The 16046-nt window shown below is 70.6% G+C and carries 18 protein-coding genes; 10 read left to right on the top strand and 8 right to left on the bottom strand.

All coding sequences use genetic code 11. The features are described 5' to 3' along the window. Positions 1 to 53 precede the first annotated feature (53 nt). The 3 genes from ACIBVP_RS33675 to ACIBVP_RS33665 are packed head-to-tail and all read left to right on the top strand — an operon-like array spanning position 54 to position 2961. Positions 54 to 1406, top strand: a complete 1353-nt coding sequence (locus ACIBVP_RS33675) for a serine hydrolase domain-containing protein (RefSeq protein WP_396110474.1) — start codon at positions 54 to 56, stop codon at positions 1404 to 1406. Beyond that, positions 1403 to 2320, top strand: coding sequence for a sensor histidine kinase (locus ACIBVP_RS33670; RefSeq protein ID WP_396110473.1), 918 nt, complete (start codon positions 1403 to 1405; stop codon positions 2318 to 2320). Before ACIBVP_RS33675 ends, ACIBVP_RS33670 begins: the two co-directional genes overlap by 4 nt. After that, the gene (locus ACIBVP_RS33665) at positions 2317 to 2961 is read left to right on the top strand and encodes a response regulator (RefSeq protein WP_396110472.1); all 645 of its coding nucleotides are present in this window, start codon (positions 2317 to 2319) and stop codon (positions 2959 to 2961) included. Before ACIBVP_RS33670 ends, ACIBVP_RS33665 begins: the two co-directional genes overlap by 4 nt. Here ACIBVP_RS33665 and ACIBVP_RS33660 read toward each other — a convergent pair. Together ACIBVP_RS33660 and mca are read right to left on the bottom strand one after the other, a co-directional pair. After that, entirely contained in the window at positions 2958 to 3329 is a 372-nt protein-coding gene (locus tag ACIBVP_RS33660; protein ID WP_396110471.1) for a hypothetical protein, read from the bottom strand. The two genes, ACIBVP_RS33665 and ACIBVP_RS33660, sit on opposite strands and share 4 nt — an antisense overlap. Next, on the bottom strand, positions 3326 to 4207 hold the full coding sequence (mca, locus tag ACIBVP_RS33655) for a mycothiol conjugate amidase Mca (protein WP_396110470.1): 882 nt from the start codon (positions 4205 to 4207) through the stop codon (positions 3326 to 3328). The genes ACIBVP_RS33660 and mca overlap by 4 nt, the downstream gene beginning before the upstream one ends. Positions 4208 to 4347: 140 nt before the next feature. Here mca and ACIBVP_RS33650 point away from each other — a divergent pair, with 140 nt between their 5' ends. Continuing rightward, on the top strand, positions 4348 to 4788 hold the full coding sequence (locus ACIBVP_RS33650; protein ID WP_396110469.1) for a DUF4307 domain-containing protein: 441 nt from the start codon (positions 4348 to 4350) through the stop codon (positions 4786 to 4788). A gap of 176 nt (positions 4789 to 4964) precedes the next feature. After that, the gene (gene greA / locus ACIBVP_RS33645; protein ID WP_396110468.1) at positions 4965 to 5462 is read left to right on the top strand and encodes a transcription elongation factor GreA; all 498 of its coding nucleotides are present in this window, start codon (positions 4965 to 4967) and stop codon (positions 5460 to 5462) included. Positions 5463 to 5492: 30 nt separating this feature from the next. Here greA and ACIBVP_RS33640 read toward each other — a convergent pair whose 3' ends face one another. Beyond that, positions 5493 to 6002 carry an Lrp/AsnC family transcriptional regulator gene (locus ACIBVP_RS33640; RefSeq protein WP_396110467.1) on the bottom strand — a complete coding sequence of 170 codons (510 nt, stop codon included), beginning with the start codon at positions 6000 to 6002 and terminating at the stop codon, positions 5493 to 5495. A gap of 124 nt (positions 6003 to 6126) precedes the next feature. Between ACIBVP_RS33640 and hppD the strand changes: the two genes are divergently transcribed. Then, on the top strand, positions 6127 to 7296 hold the full coding sequence (hppD, locus tag ACIBVP_RS33635; protein ID WP_396110466.1) for a 4-hydroxyphenylpyruvate dioxygenase: 1170 nt from the start codon (positions 6127 to 6129) through the stop codon (positions 7294 to 7296). Positions 7297 to 7350: 54 nt separating this feature from the next. On the opposite strand, the gene ACIBVP_RS33630 is transcribed toward hppD, so the two are convergent. The 4 genes from ACIBVP_RS33630 to ACIBVP_RS33615 all read right to left on the bottom strand — a co-directional run bounded on the left by ACIBVP_RS33630 (position 7351) and on the right by ACIBVP_RS33615 (position 11725). After that, positions 7351 to 7620 carry a hypothetical protein gene (locus tag ACIBVP_RS33630; protein ID WP_396110465.1) on the bottom strand — a complete coding sequence of 90 codons (270 nt, stop codon included), beginning with the start codon at positions 7618 to 7620 and terminating at the stop codon, positions 7351 to 7353. Positions 7621 to 7699: 79 nt separating this feature from the next. After that, positions 7700 to 8857, bottom strand: coding sequence for a cystathionine gamma-synthase (locus tag ACIBVP_RS33625; RefSeq protein ID WP_396110464.1), 1158 nt, complete (start codon positions 8855 to 8857; stop codon positions 7700 to 7702). 138 nt (positions 8858 to 8995) lie between these two features. Further along, complete coding sequence (locus ACIBVP_RS33620) at positions 8996 to 10231, bottom strand: hypothetical protein (protein ID WP_396110463.1); 1236 nt, start codon at positions 10229 to 10231, stop codon at positions 8996 to 8998. A gap of 117 nt (positions 10232 to 10348) precedes the next feature. After that, the gene (locus tag ACIBVP_RS33615) at positions 10349 to 11725 is read right to left on the bottom strand and encodes a cystathionine beta-synthase (RefSeq protein WP_396110462.1); all 1377 of its coding nucleotides are present in this window, start codon (positions 11723 to 11725) and stop codon (positions 10349 to 10351) included. 197 nt (positions 11726 to 11922) lie between these two features. Here ACIBVP_RS33615 and ACIBVP_RS33610 point away from each other — a divergent pair, with 197 nt between their 5' ends. Continuing rightward, positions 11923 to 12768: an SGNH/GDSL hydrolase family protein gene (locus tag ACIBVP_RS33610; RefSeq protein ID WP_396110461.1), complete on the top strand. Its 846-nt coding sequence runs from the start codon at positions 11923 to 11925 to the stop codon at positions 12766 to 12768. Between the two features lie 13 nt (positions 12769 to 12781). Beyond that, complete coding sequence (locus tag ACIBVP_RS33605) at positions 12782 to 14002, top strand: acetyl-CoA C-acetyltransferase (protein ID WP_396110460.1); 1221 nt, start codon at positions 12782 to 12784, stop codon at positions 14000 to 14002. A 7-nt stretch (positions 14003 to 14009) separates the two neighbouring features. Here ACIBVP_RS33605 and ACIBVP_RS33600 read toward each other — a convergent pair whose 3' ends face one another. Continuing rightward, positions 14010 to 15119, bottom strand: a complete 1110-nt coding sequence (locus ACIBVP_RS33600; protein WP_396110459.1) for a hypothetical protein — start codon at positions 15117 to 15119, stop codon at positions 14010 to 14012. Between the two features lie 65 nt (positions 15120 to 15184). Between ACIBVP_RS33600 and ACIBVP_RS33595 the strand changes: the two genes are divergently transcribed. Together ACIBVP_RS33595 and ACIBVP_RS33590 are read left to right on the top strand one after the other, a co-directional pair. Further along, on the top strand, positions 15185 to 15688 hold the full coding sequence (locus ACIBVP_RS33595) for a SigE family RNA polymerase sigma factor (RefSeq protein WP_396110458.1): 504 nt from the start codon (positions 15185 to 15187) through the stop codon (positions 15686 to 15688). 3 nt (positions 15689 to 15691) lie between these two features. Then, positions 15692 to 16045, top strand: coding sequence for a hypothetical protein (locus tag ACIBVP_RS33590; protein WP_396110457.1), 354 nt, complete (start codon positions 15692 to 15694; stop codon positions 16043 to 16045). Position 16046: the final 1 nt, after the last annotated feature.

The raw sequence follows: 16046 nt of genomic DNA, 5'->3' as shown, positions 1-16046 counted from the left end.
CGTGGCCGATCGGCAGATCCGGCGCTGACCTGCGGGTTCGTAGCGTCTGTCGCATGAAGTCACTGGTGTTCGGGCTGGTGCTGGCGCTCACGCCGGCGCCAGCCTCCGTGGACGGCTATCTCGACGACGCGCTCGACGCGACCGGCCTGCCCGGGGTGTCCGTGGTCGTCACCCACGGCGACCGGGTCGTGCACGCGACCGGCGCCGGACACGACTCGGCGGGCAGCCCCGTCACGGCGGACACGCCGATGCGGGTGGCGTCGGTGAGCAAGTCGTTCACGGCGGCGGGGGTGCTGACGCTCGTCGAGGACGGGCGGCTCGCGTTGGACGACCCCGTTCGCCGCTGGCTGCCGACCGTGCCCGGTGGGGTGACGGTGCGGCACCTGCTGAACCAGACGTCGGGGCTCGCGGACTCGTCGGTGAACATCGGGGAGTTGGAGTCGACGCGCACGCTCGCCGAGTACGCGGAGGTGTTCGAGGGAACGCTCGTGGCGCCGCCGGGCACGACGTGGTCGTACTGCAACGTGAACTACGACCTGGCGGCGCGGGTCGCGGAGGTCGTGTCGGGGCAGCCGTTCGACGAGTTCATGGCGGACGCGGTGTTCGAGCCGTTGGGCATGCACGACACGGCGGTCGGCGGCGCGGCGGCGGACGGGTACAACTCGCTGTTCGGCATGTGGTTCTCGCGGCCGGAACTGGACGGCGGGCCCGCGGTGAACGGGGCGGGCGGCGTGGTGACGACGGCCGCCGACATGGGGCGGTGGCTCGTCGCGCAGAACGGCCACGGGCCGTTCCCGGCGTCGCTGTTGGAGACGATGCGGGAGCCGTCCGCGGTGGACCAGTACGGCATGGGCTGGGCGCCGGCGGACGGGCTGCTCGTGCACAGCGGGAACCTGTGGACGTACAACGCGGTGCAGGCCATCGACCCGTCGACCGGGTACGGATACGCGGTGATGACCAACGGGGCCGGGTTGTACGACGACACGCAGGACATCCTGGACGGGTTGGTGTCGCTGACGCGTGGCGAGTCACCCGCGTCGCCGGGTGGGGGCAGGCAGACGTTCGAGTGGGTGCTGGCCGGGATCGGTCTGCTCGCGCTCGCGCTGGCCGTGCTCGGGGTGGCGCGTGCCCGCCGGTGGTCGACCCGACGCCTGGCACAGCACCCGGGCCGTGGCCGGCTTCGGTGGTGGGTGTGGACCTGCCTGCGGATGGTGCCGTGTCTGCTGCCCGTGTCGCTGCTCGTCTTCTACCCGCAGGTGGTCTCGTTCATCAGTGCCGGGCGGACGGTGTTGTGGGCGCAGCTGTTCTACTTCGCGCTGCCGTTGACCGTGGTCGTCGCCGTCGCGGCCGTGGCCGGGTTCGCGGTCCTCGTGGCGCGGGTGTGGCGGCTAAGGTCGGCCTGGTGAGGCTCGGGGTGCTCGCCGTCCTCGGGCTGGTCGGCGGGCTGGACGTGAACAACATGCCCGTGTGGCGGGTCGCCGCCTACCTCGCGCTCGGCGTCCTCGCCTACCTGCACGGACGGCACGTCGACCAGCGGTTCGGCTGGTGGATCCTCGGCGCCGCCGCGCTCGGCGGGTGCGGGGTCGGGGTCGTCGTCAGCATCCCGGAAGGCGTCTCCACCCTGCTGATCCTCGGCGTGGTCGTCGTGCTGCCGTGGCTCGCCGGGCGGTACCGGCGGCAGCAGGCACTGCTCGTCGCGGCCGAGCGGGAGCGGGTGCGCCAGCTGGAACGCGAGCAGGAGCACGTCGCCGAGCGGGCGCGGCTCGCCGAGCGGGGGCGGGTGGCCGCCGACCTGCACGACTCGCTCGGGCACGAGCTGGCGCTGATCGCGTTGCGGGCCGGCGCGCTGGAGCTGTCGCCCGCGCTGACCACCGAGCACCGGCAGGTGGCCGGTGAGCTGCGCGCCCTCGCCGTCAGCGCCACCGACCAGCTGCGGCAGACCATCGCGATGCTCCGCGACCGCGACGACGCGCCGTCCGTCGAGGAGACCGTCGACCGGGCCAGGGCCGCGGGCATGACCGTCCACACCCGTGGCCTCGTGCCCCTGCCCGACCTGGTCGACCAGGCGATCCGCCGGGTCGTCCGCGAGGCGCTCACCAACGTGGCCCGGCACGCACCCGGCGCACCTGCGACGGTCACGCTCGACGTCACCGCGCACACCGCGCGCCTCACCGTGTCCAACCCGGCCCACACCGCGCCCGGCACCGGCGGCAGCGGGCTCGTCGGGCTGGCGGAACGGCTGCGGCTGCTCGGTGGGCGTCTCGACACCACCAGCGGCGACGGCCGCTTCGACCTCACCGCGGAGGTGCCGCTCACGTGATCCGGGTCCTGCTCGCCGACGACGAGGCCATGATCCGCGCCGGGTTGACGGCGATCCTCGCGACCGACCCCGGCATCACGGTCGTCGCGGAGGCGGCCGACGGACGGGAGGCCGTGGAGCTCGCACACGCGCACCAGCCGGACGTCGTGCTCATGGACATCCGGATGCCGCGGCTCGACGGCCTGGCCGCGTCCGCCGAGCTGGCGGGTGTCGTGCCGGTGGTGGTGCTGACGACGTTCGACGAGGACGACTACGTGGCGAGGGCGCTCGCCGACGGGGCGAGCGGCTTCCTGCTCAAGGCCGCCGACCCGCGTGAGCTGCTGATCGCGGTGCGGGCGGTCGCGGACGGCGCCGCCTACCTGTCACCGAGGGTGGCGCACCGGGTCATCGCCGGGCTCCGTACGAGCGAGCTGACCAGGCCCGCGGTCGCGCGGAAGAAGGTCGAGGCGCTCACGCCGAGGGAGCGGGACGTGCTCACGCTCGTCGGGCGGGGGCTGTCGAACCAGGAGATCGCGCGGGACCTGCACCTGGCGGAGGGGACCGTGAAGGCCCACCTGTCGTCGATCCTGCGTGGTCTGGACGTGCAGAACCGCGTCCAGGCCGCGATCACCGCCTATGAGGCGGGCATCCTGGGTGGCTAGCTCTTCTTCTCTTCGGCGTTGCTCTCCGCGGGCTTGTCCGCCGGGGTCTCCCCGTCTTCCGGAGCCGTGTCCCCGGGTTCCTTGTCGGCTGCGTCGGACTCGTCCGACTCGTCCGAAGCGTCGGGCTCCTTGTCGAACGACGCGGGCACCCGCTTGAGGTGCTTGGTCATCGACCGGACCAGGAACGCGACCGCGATGAAGAACAGCAGCAGCACCAGGAGGCCGACCGGTGACGACTTGCCGAAGTCCGCGCCCCGCCCACCGGGCTCGTTCTGCTCGGAGGGCTGGGACGCGACCTCGACGACCGCGACCGTCTGTGCGTCGGCCACGTCCGGCCCCATGAACAGTGGGCCGGAACCTGAAGTCATGCGCTTACCTTCTCCGTGATCCCCGAGAACAGGTCGTCCTCAGGCAGTGTCGTGTCCACCAGGGACCGCACCAGCTCGTACTCCTCGTACGGCCAGACCTCCCGCTGGATCTCCAGCGGCACGAAGAACCAGCGGCTGTTGGGGTCGATCTGCGTCGCGTGGGCGAGCAGCGCGGCGTCCCTCTTCTCGAAGTATTCCCCACACTCGACACGCGTCGTCACCCGGTCGGCGACATCGCCGCGTGATTCGTCCCATTTCTCGAGCCACTCGGCGTACGGGGACTCCAGGTCGCGGGCCAGCAGCGCCTCGTGGATGGCGGTCATCCGCTTGCGGGAGAAGCCGTGCGAGTAGTAGAGCTTCAGCGGCGTCCACACCTCGCCCGCCTCGGGGTACAGGTCCGGGTCGCCCGCCGCGTCGAACGCCGCGACCGACACCTCGTGGCAACGGATGTGGTCCGGGTGGGGGTAGCCGCCGTTCTCGTCGTAGGTGATGACGACGTGCGGCTTGAACTCACGCATGAGCTTGACCAGCGGCGGCACCGACTCCTCGAGCGGCACCAGCGCGAAGCAGCCCTCCGGCAGCGGCGGCTTCGGGTCGCCCTCCGGCAGCCCGGAGTCGACGAAACCCAGCCAGTGGTGCCGCACGCCGAGGATCTCGGCGGCGCGGGCCATCTCCTTGCGGCGGTACCCGACCATGTCCTCGAGCACCTCGGGCCGCTCCATGGCCGGGTTGAGGATGTCGCCCCGCTCCCCACCCGTACAGGTCACGACCATGACCTCGTGCCCTTCGGCCACGTATTTCACCATCGTGGCGGCGCCCTTGCTCGACTCGTCGTCGGGATGCGCGTGCACCGTCATCAGACGCAGCTTCTCAGCCATGACCCTTCGGTTCCTCCCTGAACGTCCCCCGGAGTCACCCGCCCTCGGCGGTGAGCGGATACTCGGCTCGGACATACGAACCACTCCGGCGGGGTGCATTGTTCCCGTCGGCACCGACATTTTCGTGTGGAGGCCCGAGGATGACCGCCCCCGGTAGCACGCTGCTGGAGGACCGTTACGGCACGAAGCCGAAGCGGGCGTCCAGGCGGACCTACTGGGTCATCGGCGCGATCGCGCTGGTGGTGAGCGGTGTGGTGGCCTGGATCGGCTACCAGAACCTCGGCACGCCCGCCATCGAAACGCAGGTCACGAACTTCGCGAACCTGCCCGACGACCGCATGAGGATGACGTTCGACGTCACCAGGGACACGCCGGAGGAGCCCGCGGTGTGCATCGTGCGGGTGCGGGTGCTCGACGGCAGTGAAGGTGGGCGCAAGGAGGTGTACATCCCGCCTGGCGCGGGCACCATGACGATGACCACCGTCGTCACGAGCAGCGGCGAACCGGTCACCGCCGATGTCTTCGGGTGCTCTTATCAGGTACCGGCATATCTGTCCAAACACATGCCGCCATCAGGGTGAACTAGACCAATCCCCACGGCCAATCGGACATAACGGACAAGCCTCGTCTGGCATCCGTGGTATTCTGACGTACCTGCACGGCCCCATGGCGGGCCGTGTTTTTCCATTCCGGGTGTCCGCCGCCCACCCGGGACTACCGCCCCGAATCCCCGGGATCCGGAAGTATTGACGAGGAGTTGGTGACCGTGAGCGACACCCAGGTGACCTGGCTGACCCAGGAGGCCTACGGTCGGCTCAAGCAGGAGCTCGACGAGCTGATCGCGAATCGCCCGGTACTCGCCGAGAAGATCAACACGAGCCGCGAGGAGGGTGACCTCAAGGAGAACGGGGGCTACCACGCGGCCCGTGAGGAGCAGGGGCAGAAAGAGGCGCGGATCCGCCACCTGCAGGAGCTGTTGCGCAACGCCAAGGTCGGCGAAGCGCCCCAGAACGACGGTCTGGCCGAGCCCGGGAAAGTGCTCACCATCCGCTACGACGGCGACGACGAGGACGAGAAGTTCCTCCTCGCCACTCGGGAGGAGGGTGCGGAAGGGGAGCTGGAGGTCTACTCGCCCGAGTCGCCGCTGGGCAAGGCCCTGCTGGGCGCCAAGGAGGGCGAGACCCGCTCCTACGAGCTGCCCAACGGGTCCATGCAGAAGGTGACCCTGGTCAAGGCCGTGCCGTACGCGGGCTGAGCCCCCACGAATGTCCGAAGGGCCCGGGCGTCATCGCCCGGGCCCTTCTTCGCGTCCCGCGACCTTCTCCAGCAGGGGCCGCACCCGCGACGGGATCGGCGTCGACAGCGCGATGGACGTGGACGTCCTGCTCACCCACCGCACGTCGACCACCTCGTCGATCACCCGTTGCAGGTCCGCGTTCGACGTCGCCACCATCCGCACGAGCAGATCGCCCTCGCCCGTCGTGGCGTGCACCTCGCACACCTCGTCGATGGCGCGGAGCCGCTCGGTCACCTCGGCCCGCTTGCCCTGCGCGATCTCCAGCACCGCGAACGCCGTGAGGCCGTAGCCCATCGCGGCCAGGTCCACGTCCGGCGGGAACCCGGTCAGCACGCCGCGCTGTTCGAGCCGGTCCATCCGCGCCTGCACGGTGCCCCGCGCGACCCCCAGGCGGCGTGAACACTCCAGCACACCGAGCCTTGGCTCGTCGGTGAGCAGGAGCAGCAGCCTGGCGTCCAGCCGGTCGATTTCTCCCATCGTGCTCCACTTCCTGCGCATACTGCTCATCTTGTCCGCCAACTGTGGGCGACTTCTGTGCAGGTTGTCCAGTAAATCAAGCGACTGTTGCACAGACTGCCCGGCACGACAGATCCTGCGGTTACCGCACCACAGGGAGGACGCCATGACCGACACCATCGACGACGTCACCTTCGACCAGATGCGCCAGCTCGTCGGGCTGGTCGACTACGACGAGTCCAAGGACCCGTTCCCCGTCAAGGCGATGGACGCGGTCGTGTTCGTGACCGGCAACGCGACGCAGACCGCGTGGTTCTACCAGGCCGCGTTCGGCATGACGCTCGTCGCCTACTCGGGTCCGGAGACCGGCAACCGCGACCACAAGTCGTTCGTGCTGAAGTCCGGGTCCGCCCGCTTCGTGATCAACGGCGGGGTCGCGCCCGGCAGCCCGCTGCACGCCCACCACGCCAAGCACGGCGACGGGGTCGTCGACCTCGCGCTGGAGGTCGCCGACGTCGACCAGTGCATCGCCCACGCCCGCGCGCAGGGCGCGACCGTGCTCGAGGAGCCGCACGACGTCTCCGACGAGTTCGGCACCGTCCGGCAGGCCGCCATCGCCACGTACGGCGAGACGAGGCACACGCTCATCGACCGCTCCCGCTACGCGGGCCCCTACCTGCCCGGGTACATCGCGAAGACCTCGTCGGTGCCCGCCCGCAAGCGGCTCTTCCAGGCCGTCGACCACTGCGTCGGCAACGTCGAGCTGGGCAGGATGGACTACTGGGTCGAGTTCTACAACCGCGTGATGGGCTTCGTGAACATGGCGGAGTTCGTCGGCGACGACATCGCCACCGACTACTCGGCGCTGATGTCCAAGGTGGTCTCCAACGGCAACCACCGCGTGAAGTTCCCGCTCAACGAGCCCGCGATCGCGAAGAAGAAGTCGCAGATCGACGAGTACCTCGAGTACTACGACGGCGCGGGCTGCCAGCACATCGCGCTCGCCACGAACGACATCGTCGAGACGGTCAAGGCGATGCGGGCGGCGGGCATCGAGTTCCTCGACACCCCGGACTCCTACTACGACGACCCGGAGCTGCGGGCCCGCATCGGTGAGGTGCGGGTGCCGATCGAGGTGCTGAAGGAACACCGCATCCTGGTGGACCGCGACGAGGACGGCTACCTGCTGCAGATCTTCACGGCGCCCATCGGTGACCGGCCCACCGTGTTCTACGAGCTGATCGAGCGGCACGGCTCGCTGGGCTTCGGCAAGGGCAACTTCAAGGCGCTGTTCGAGGCCATCGAGCGCGAGCAGGAGCGCCGCGGCAACCTCTGACCGGGACACGACAAAAAAGTGGCGGTGGCCTCCGGGCCACCGCCACTTTTCGTTCTAGGGGGCTTGGTCGACCCGGCCCAGGTTGTTCAGGGCCGGTGCCACCTCGTCGCTGTCGTAGTGCTCGTCCGGTGCGGGCGGCAGGTGCTCCGGGTCGACGCAGCTGCCGACCAGCTCGATCTGACCGTCGTCGTGCTGGATGTAGTGGCCCGGATCCCCGCAGCCCGCCTGCTGGACCGTGAACACCGCGACCCCGGCCAACGCGACGGCGGCCAGTGTCGCCCCAGCCAACGGAAGCGCACCCGCTACCCGTGCCCCGACCGCCATGCTCGTCTCCTGCGTCCGAGATCCCTTTGTTGCAATCGAGAATACCCGCCGAGGGAGAACACGTGTTGTCCAGCGTGGGTCAGTCCAGTGCCGCCAGCAGGTCGTCGACCAGGTCGGTGGCCTCCTCGATGCCGACGGACAGACGCAGCAGGTTGCCCGGCACCTCCAGCGGCGAGCCCGCCGTGCTGGCGTGCGTCATCCTGCCGGGGTGCTCGATCAGCGACTCCACACCGCCGAGCGACTCGCCGAGGATGAACAACGTCGTGCGGGCCGCGATCGCCAGCGCGGCCTCCTCACCGCCCGTGACCTCGAACGACACCATGCCGCCGAACCGCCGCATCTGCTTCGCCGCGATCTCGTGCCCGGGGTGGTCGGCGAGGCCCGGGTAGTAGACCTTCGTGACCTTGGCGTGGCCGAGCAGCGCCTCGACGACCCGCTCCGCGTTGTCGCTGTGCCGTTCCATGCGGACGGCGAGGGTCTTCGCGCCACGCAGCGTCAGGAACGCGTCGAACGGGCCCGGCACCGCGCCGACCGCGTTGCGCAGGAAGGCGAACTGCTCGTGCAGCGTGTCGTCGGACGTGACCAGCGCGCCGCCGACCACGTCGGCGTGCCCGCCGATGTACTTGGTGGTGGAGTGCAGGACCACGTCCGCGCCAAGGCCGAGCGGCGACTGCAGGTACGGGCTCGCGAACGTGTTGTCCACGACCAGGCGCGCCCCGGCGTCGGCCGCGACCTGGGCCAGCGCGGTGATGTCGGCGATGCCCAGCAACGGGTTGGTGGGCGTCTCGGTCCAGATGACCTTGGTGTTGGGGCGCACGGCGTTGCGCGCGGCGTCGACGTCGGCGAGGTCGACGCTCGTGTACTCGACACCCCACAGCGTCATGACCTTGTCCATCAGGCGGAACGTGCCGCCGTACGCGTCACCGCCGAGGATCACGTGGTCGCCGGGCCGCGTCATGGCACGCAGCGCGATGTCCGACGCGGCCATGCCGGACGCGAACGCGAGCGCGTGCCTGCCGCCCTCGAGCGAGGCCAGTGCCTCCTCGAGCGCGGTGCGCGTGGGGTTCGCGGTGCGCGAGTACTCGTACCCTCCCTCACGCAGCCCACCGACGCCGTCCTGGGCGAAAGTGGACGTCGCGTAGATCGGCACGACCACCGAACCGGTCCGCGGATCAGGCCGCTGACCAGCGTGGATAGCGCGCGTCTCGAATCCCCATCGACTCGTGTCCTCTGCCATGCCGCCAGGGTACGTGGCCCCGGTCAGTCGCCCAGCATGTGGGACTGGAGGAATACTCGCCGACCCCGCGGGAACGCGCCCCAAAGCAGAAACGCCGGCCGGCCCGAGGGCCGACCGGCGAGTTCTCCGCGTGTCAGGTCACCACTGGGGCGGCTGACCACCCTGCGGCGGCTGGCCGAAGCCACCCTGCTGCGGCGGCTGCTGCCCGAAGCCCTGCGGCGGACCGAAGCCCTGCTGGGGCTGGCCGAAGCCCTGCTGCGGCGGCTGACCGAACCCACCGGGCGGCGGGCCGAAGCCGCCACCGCCACCGGGGCCGCCCAACGCGGACTCGGCGCCGAGGAACTTCTTGGTCTGCGGGAAGTAACCCAGCGCACCGGCGCCGGCGACCACGATGCCCGCGATCAGCGCGAGGATCGTCCCGCCCGGCATCTCGGCCGGGAACTGGTCGTCGATGCCGCCGACCATGATCATCTGGATGATCGCGAAGAGCAGCATCAGGCCACCGCCCACGACGAGGACGAGCGGCGCGAGCTTGTGCTTCAGGAACACGAGCACACCGCCACCGACCGCGGCGACACCGCCGAGCAGCATGCCGATGGTGGTGAGCCACAGCATGCCCGGCGACGGCAGACCGAACTGGTCGATCATCTCCTCGGGCACGCTGTCGTACCCGTCGCTGTACGTGCTGATGTCACCCATGTCGGTGAGCCCGATGATGGCGACGATCAGGCCGAGGAGGGCGGCGATACCGGCGATGCCCCACGCGATCATCTGGGTGTTCTGGCCCTGGCCACCGAAGCTCGGCCCCTGGCCCAGCCCCTGCTGTTGCGCGAACCCGCCCTGCGGCGGCGGGAACCCGGGCGGCGGCTGCTGCCCGGGGAAGCCCTGCTGCTGCTGGCCGAACCCGGGCGGCGGCTGCTGGCCGGGGAAACCCTGCTGCTGGCCGAAGCCGGGCGGGGGCTGCTGGCCGGGGAACCCACCGGGAGGCGACGCGTCGGCGCCGGGCGGCGGGGCGTACGGCGGCTGCTGAGGGGGCAGCGACCCCGGCGGCACCATCTGCGTCGCACCCGCGTCCGGCGCCTGGCCGCCCGGGGTGGTCTGCTGGCCGAACGAGCCGGGCGACACGACCTGCGTGGCACCCGAGTCGCTCTGGTCGCCGGGGATCGGCTGACCGGGCTGGATGTGCTGCGTGCGCTCCACACCGTCGGCACCGGTCTGGCCGCCCGGAGGCGGCAGCGGCTGACCAGGCTGGATCGCCTGCGTCGGGCCCGCGTTCGTCAGGGCCGGGTTCTGGCCGGAGTCCTGCGACCCGCCCTCCTGCTGCGGTGGCTGGCCGCCCTGCCACGGTTGGTTCGGCGGCTGCGGAGCGCTCATCGGGTACAACCCCTCTTCACATCTACTTCACATCTACCTGATGTCGACTTGCGTGCGCGCCAACGCTAGTGCATCGTCCGACGCTTCGCGTGTAACGCCCGAGATGACACGAACGATTTACCGGCCCGCCAGGAACCCGAGAAGGTCCTGCCGGGTCACCACACCGGCGGGTTTGCCGTCCACCAGCACCAGCGCGCCGTCGGCCGCGGACAGCGCCGCCATGGCCGCGGTGACCTGCTCACCAGCGCCGATGGTGGGCAGCGGCGGCGACATGTGGTTGTCAAGCCGGTCGGCGAGCTGCGCCTTGCCGGTGAACAGCGCGTCGAGCAGGTCCCGCTCGTTGACCGCGCCGACCACCTCGGCCGCCATGACCGGCGGCTCCGCGTTCACGACCGGCATCTGGGACACCCCGAACTCGCGCAGGATGGTCACCGCGTCGGCGACGGTCTCGGTCGGGTGCGCGTGCACCAGGTCCGGCATGGCGCCGCCGGTCCCCTTGCGCCGCAGCACGTCACCGACGGTCGCGCCGGAGTGCTCGGGCGGCAGGAAGCCGTAGGAGGCCATCCAGTCGTCGTTGAAGACCTTCGACAGGTAGCCGCGGCCGCCGTCGGGCAGCAGCACGACCACCACGTCGTCCGGGCCGAGCCGCTTCGCGAGCCGGACCGCCGCGGCGGCCGCCATGCCGCACGAGCCGCCGACCAGCAGGCCCTCCTCGCGCGCGAGGCGCCGGGTGACCTGGAACGACTCGGCGTCGGAGACCGCGATGATCTCGTCGGCGATCTCCCGGTCGTAGGTGGTCGGCCAGAAGTCCTCGCCGACGCCCTCGACCAGGTACGGGCGGCCGGTGCCGCCGGAGTACACCGAGCCCTCCGGGTCCGCACCGATGATCTTGACCCGGCCCTCGGAGACCTCCTTGAGGTACCGGCCGGTGCCGGAGATCGTGCCGCCGGTGCCCACGCCCGCGACGAAGTGCGTGATCTTCCCGTCCGTCTGCCGCCAGATCTCCGGGCCGGTCTGGCGGTAGTGGCTCTCCGGGTTCTCCGGGTTGGAGTACTGGTCGGGCTTCCACGCGCCCTCGATCTCGCGCACGAGCCGGTCGGACACGTTGTAGTAGGAGTCCGGGTGCTCCGGGGCGACCGCCGTCGGGCACACCACGACCTCGGCGCCGTACGCCTTGAGCGTGTTCCGCTTGTCCTCGGACACCTTGTCCGGGCACACGAACACGCACTTGTAGCCCTTGCGCTGGGCGACCATGGCGAGGCCGACACCGGTGTTGCCGGAGGTCGGCTCCACGATCGTGCCGCCCGGCCGCAGCTCACCGGAGGCCTCGGCGGCCTCGATCATCCGCAGCGCGATGCGGTCCTTGACGCTGCCACCGGGGTTGAAGTACTCGACCTTCGCGAGCACGGTCGCCGACACCCCCTCCGCCAGCGATCCCAGCTTGACCAGCGGGGTGTTGCCCACCAGATCGGTCACATGCTCGACGTACTCCACCTGCGCTCCTCGTGAGAACTCAACAATCCCCGGCCCGGGAGCCTAGCCCGCATTACCACGGGGGCATCTGTTCACCTAGTGAAATCGAGCCCTGTTCGAGTTACTCCCGAGTGACCGGTCACACACTCGATAACGACCGGGCGATAACCGTCGCAAGAACCGTCACTGGCTGCGACACTGGAGTTGGGAGGACGGCGATGGCTGGAGCGCGAGCGCTGAAGGCGCTGATGTTCGCCGCCGGTTCGATCGGCGGGCTGTCAGGCGCGGCATACGGCCTGCTCACGGGCCAGTCGAAGCGTGCTCGAACAATCATCGGCGTACCCCGGGACCTGCCGTTGAACGCGGACGGGCAGTACCTGCCGGACGGCTCCGGGCCACTCCCCCCGGTTCGTGGTGACGCTCTGTCATTCGCCGTTCTGGGTGACTCGCTGGCCGCCGGCCTTGGCGCGGAGTCACCGGAGCGGCTGCCGGGCGTGCTGCTGGCGAAGTCGCTCTCCGACGAGCTGGCCCGGCCCGTGCGGCTGGTGACGCACGCGATCAGCGGCTCCCGGACCGTGGAGCTGGAGCCGCAGGTGGACCGGGCGCTGATCGACCCGCCGGACCTGGCGCTGGTGATCATCGGCGGCAACGACGTGACCTCACGGCTGTCCATCGGCGCCTCCGCCGCCCTGCTCGCCGGGCAGGTGGAGCGGCTCATGGCGGCGGGGACGACCGTGGTCGTCGGCACGTGCCCCGACCTGGCCATCATCCAGCCGATCCCGCAGCCGCTGCGGACCGTCGCGAGCCGGTACGGGCTCTCGCTCGCCCGCGCGCAGCGCCGTGCGCTGGACAAGATCGGCGCGCGGGCGGTGTCGATCGCCGCACTGCTGTCACCGGAGTTCCTCGCCCGCCCGCACGAGCTGTTCAGCGCCGACCGCTTCCACCCCAACGGCGCGGGCTACGAGCTCGCGGCGAACGTCCTCCTCGCCCCGTTGTGTGATGTTGTGCGGCGGGCACAGGGCCTTACCGGGGTGGGCCGCGTAGCCTCCGTCGTAGTGTCCTGACGAAGGAGTTGGCATGCCAGAGGCCGTCATCGTTTCCGCGGTCCGTTCGCCGATCGGGCGGGCCGGCAAGGGTTCCCTGATCGACATCCGGCCGGACGACCTCGCCGCGCAGATGGTGCGGGCGGCGTTGGACAAGGTCCCGGCCCTCGACCCGGCGGACATCGACGACCTCATGCTCGGCTGCGGCCTGCCCGGCGGCGAGCAGGGTTTCAACATGGGCCGCGTGCTAGCCGTGCTGCTCGGCTACGACCACCTGCCCGGCTGCACGGTCACCCGGTACTGCGCGTCCAGCCTGCAGACCACCCGGATGGCGTTCCACGCGATCAAGGCGGGCGAGGGTGACGTGTTCGTCAGCGCGGGCGTGGAGACGGTGTCGCGGTACGCGAAGGGCAGCTCGGACAGCTGGCCGGACACGCAGAACCCGGTGTTCTCCGACGCCGTCGCGCGCACGGCGGCCGTGGCCGAGAAGGGCGCGGCCGAGTGGCACGACCCGCGCGGTGACGGCGACGTCCCGGACGTGTACATCGCGATGGGCCAGACCGCGGAGAACCTGGCGCTCGCGAAGGGCGTGTCCCGCCAGGAGATGGACGAGTTCGGCGTCCGTTCGCAGAACCTCGCCGAGCAGGCCATCAAGGACGGCTTCTGGGCACGCGAGATCACCCCGGTCACGTTGCCGGACGGCCGCGTGGTCGACACCGACGACGGCCCGCGTCCCGGTGTCACGTACGAGAAGACGTCGACGCTGCAACCCGTCTTCCGGCCGGACGGCCGCGTGACGGCGGGCAACTGCTGCCCGCTCAACGACGGCGCCGCCGCGCTGGTGATCATGTCCGACACGAAGGCGGCGGCGCTCGGTCTCACACCGCTCGCGCGGATCGTGTCGACCGGCGTTTCCGGGCTGTCGCCCGAGATCATGGGGCTGGGTCCGGTGGAGGCGTCGAAGCAGGCGCTGGCCCGTGCGGGCATGACCATCGACGACATCGACCTCGTGGAGATCAACGAGGCGTTCGCCGCGCAGGTCATCCCGTCCTACCAGGACCTGGGCATCGACATCGACAAGCTGAACGTCAACGGCGGCGCCATCGCGGTCGGCCACCCGTTCGGCATGACCGGCGCCCGCATCGCCACGACGCTCATCAACTCCCTGCAGTACCACGACAAGCAGTTCGGTCTCGAGACCATGTGCGTCGGCGGCGGGCAGGGCATGGCGATGGTGCTGGAGCGCCTCAGCTAGATCACGGCTAGATGGCGTACGCCCAGGCGGTGAGCGCGTAACCGCCGAACCAGCCGGACAGCAGCGCGGTGGCGGACAGCACGGCGAGCACGGTGCCGGTCCGCCGCCGCGCGAGCCCGGCGGCGACGGGCAGCAGCAACGTGAACGCGGGCACCAGCAGGCGCATCTTCGAGTAGGTGACACCGCTGGAGCCCGCGGTCATCACGAACAGCCCGATGCCGTACGCCACCAACGGCCACGGCGGCTTCCGCACCACCACGACCACGCACAGCACGAGCGCGCCCAGCACGGTCAGCACGTTGGCCGTCTCCATCAGCGGCGCGTCCGACGTCAGCACCCGGCCGACGAACTCGGCGGTGTTCACGCCGCCGTCGAACGCCGTGCCCCACCCGGACTCCTGCAACACGAACCAGCCGAACACGTTCCCGGTCCGGTCCGCGACGAACAGCAGGTACCCGGCCAACCCGAGCGGGCAGACGACGGCGGCGAGCACCCCGCGGTACCCGCGTTCCCGCAGCACCACGGCGACGATCACGATGAGGATCAGCACGCCGGCGCTCGGCCGCACGAGCCCGGCGCCCACGCAGCACAGGGACGCGAGCCACCACTTCCGTTCCAGCACACCGACGAGCGCCCACGCGGCCAGTGCGCTGAACAGCGCCTCGGAGTAGACCATCGACAGCGTCACCGCCATCGGCGTCGACGCGAACAAGGCGACGAGCACGAGCCCGACGCGCCGGTCGCCCGCCAGCCGCGTGATGCCGTAGGCGGCGGCGATCCCCGCGGCGACGCTGACCACGAGCCCGCTGAGCACCGACGGGCCGAGCAGCGCGACCAGCACCGGGTAGCCGGGGAAGAACGCGAGCGTGGTGTTCGGTGTGAAGTTGCCCGCGGCGTCGACGAGACCGCCGCCCTCCCGGTCGTAACCGTGCTCGGCGATCGAGAGGTACCAGTCGCCGTCCCACGACTTCAGCACGTCGAGCAGCGAGCGGTCGTGGGCCGCCGCCATGATCGCGAGCACGACGAGCCCCGCCAGCCGCACCGCGAGGTAGACCGCGGCGGGGGTGAGGGCGTGGCTGGTCAGTGATGTCCGGGACGGCTTCTGGACGGTCTGCACGTGGCTACCTATGCCGCGACCACGCGGACGGGTTGCACCGAGTTCCCGCTGGCATACTCGCCGGCGTGGCCGCCCGGGACGACTTCAGCGAGTACTTCGCGGCGCGGGCACACGCACTGCGCGCCACGGCGTACCTGCTGTGCGGCGACTGGCACCGCGCCGAGGACATCACGCAGGTGGCGATGACGAAGCTGTACCTGGCGTGGCCGAGGTTGCGGGAGCAGGGCATGGACGCCTACGCGCGCAAGGTGGTCGTGCGGACGTTCCTCGCGGAGAACCGCAGGCTGTGGCGGCGGCGTGAACACCTGACGGAGACGTTGCCGGAACCGCCGGTCCCGGACGGTGATCCGGACCAGCGCATGCTGCTGGAGGCCGCGCTGCGGACCGTGCCACCGCGTCAGCGGGCCGTGCTGGTGCTGCGGTACTGGAACGACCTGTCCGTCGAGGACACCGCCGAGGTGCTCGACTGTTCGGCCGGGACGGTGAAGAGTCAGGCGGCGCGCGGCATCGCGGCGTTGCGCACACGGCTGGGCCCGCACTTCGATGTGCTGTCCAAGGGCGGGAGGTGAGTGGTGAACGAGGACGACGAGCAGATGCGGGCGCTGTTCACCACGGTCGGTGAGCAACCGGGGCCGCCGCTGGGGTTCACCGCGGACGGCATCGCGCGGCGCGGGCGGCGCATCCGGCTGGCGCGCTGGGGCGCGGGCGCGGCCGCGAGCCTGGTGGTGGCGGGCGCTCTCACGGTGACGGTCGCGCTCACCGCGAACCGGGACGTGGCACCGGGCTCACCGCTCCCGGCCCCACCCGAGGTGACGACGACGGACGTGCCGACGACGACCCCGGACGTCCCCACGACGACGGAACACACGTCGGAAACCACCACGACGACCACCACGACGACCACCACCACGCCGACCACGAGCTAGG

The sequence above is a fragment of the Actinophytocola sp. NPDC049390 genome (assembly GCF_044466355.1).
Classification (GTDB): domain Bacteria; phylum Actinomycetota; class Actinomycetes; order Mycobacteriales; family Pseudonocardiaceae; genus Actinophytocola.
This window is presented reverse-complemented; position numbering and strand designations above follow the sequence as displayed.

Bases quoted from the DNA above. Each gene is read 5' to 3' on its own strand.
- ACIBVP_RS33620 (WP_396110463.1), bottom strand. From the start codon at position 10,231: ATGAGCGCTCCGCAGCCGCCGAACCAACCGTGGCAGGGCGGCCAGCCA.
- ACIBVP_RS33660 (WP_396110471.1), bottom strand. From the start codon at position 3,329: ATGACTTCAGGTTCCGGCCCACTGTTCATGGGGCCGGACGTGGCCGAC.
- ACIBVP_RS33640 (WP_396110467.1), bottom strand. From the start codon at position 6,002: ATGCGCAGGAAGTGGAGCACGATGGGAGAAATCGACCGGCTGGACGCC.
- ACIBVP_RS33625 (WP_396110464.1), bottom strand. From the start codon at position 8,857: ATGGCAGAGGACACGAGTCGATGGGGATTCGAGACGCGCGCTATCCAC.
- ACIBVP_RS33675 (WP_396110474.1), top strand. From the start codon at position 54: ATGAAGTCACTGGTGTTCGGGCTGGTGCTGGCGCTCACGCCGGCGCCA.
- mca (WP_396110470.1), bottom strand. From the start codon at position 4,207: ATGGCTGAGAAGCTGCGTCTGATGACGGTGCACGCGCATCCCGACGAC.
- ACIBVP_RS33630 (WP_396110465.1), bottom strand. From the start codon at position 7,620: ATGGCGGTCGGGGCACGGGTAGCGGGTGCGCTTCCGTTGGCTGGGGCG.
- hppD (WP_396110466.1), top strand. From the start codon at position 6,127: ATGACCGACACCATCGACGACGTCACCTTCGACCAGATGCGCCAGCTC.
- ACIBVP_RS33610 (WP_396110461.1), top strand. From the start codon at position 11,923: ATGGCTGGAGCGCGAGCGCTGAAGGCGCTGATGTTCGCCGCCGGTTCG.
- ACIBVP_RS33650 (WP_396110469.1), top strand. From the start codon at position 4,348: ATGACCGCCCCCGGTAGCACGCTGCTGGAGGACCGTTACGGCACGAAG.
- ACIBVP_RS33605 (WP_396110460.1), top strand. From the start codon at position 12,782: ATGCCAGAGGCCGTCATCGTTTCCGCGGTCCGTTCGCCGATCGGGCGG.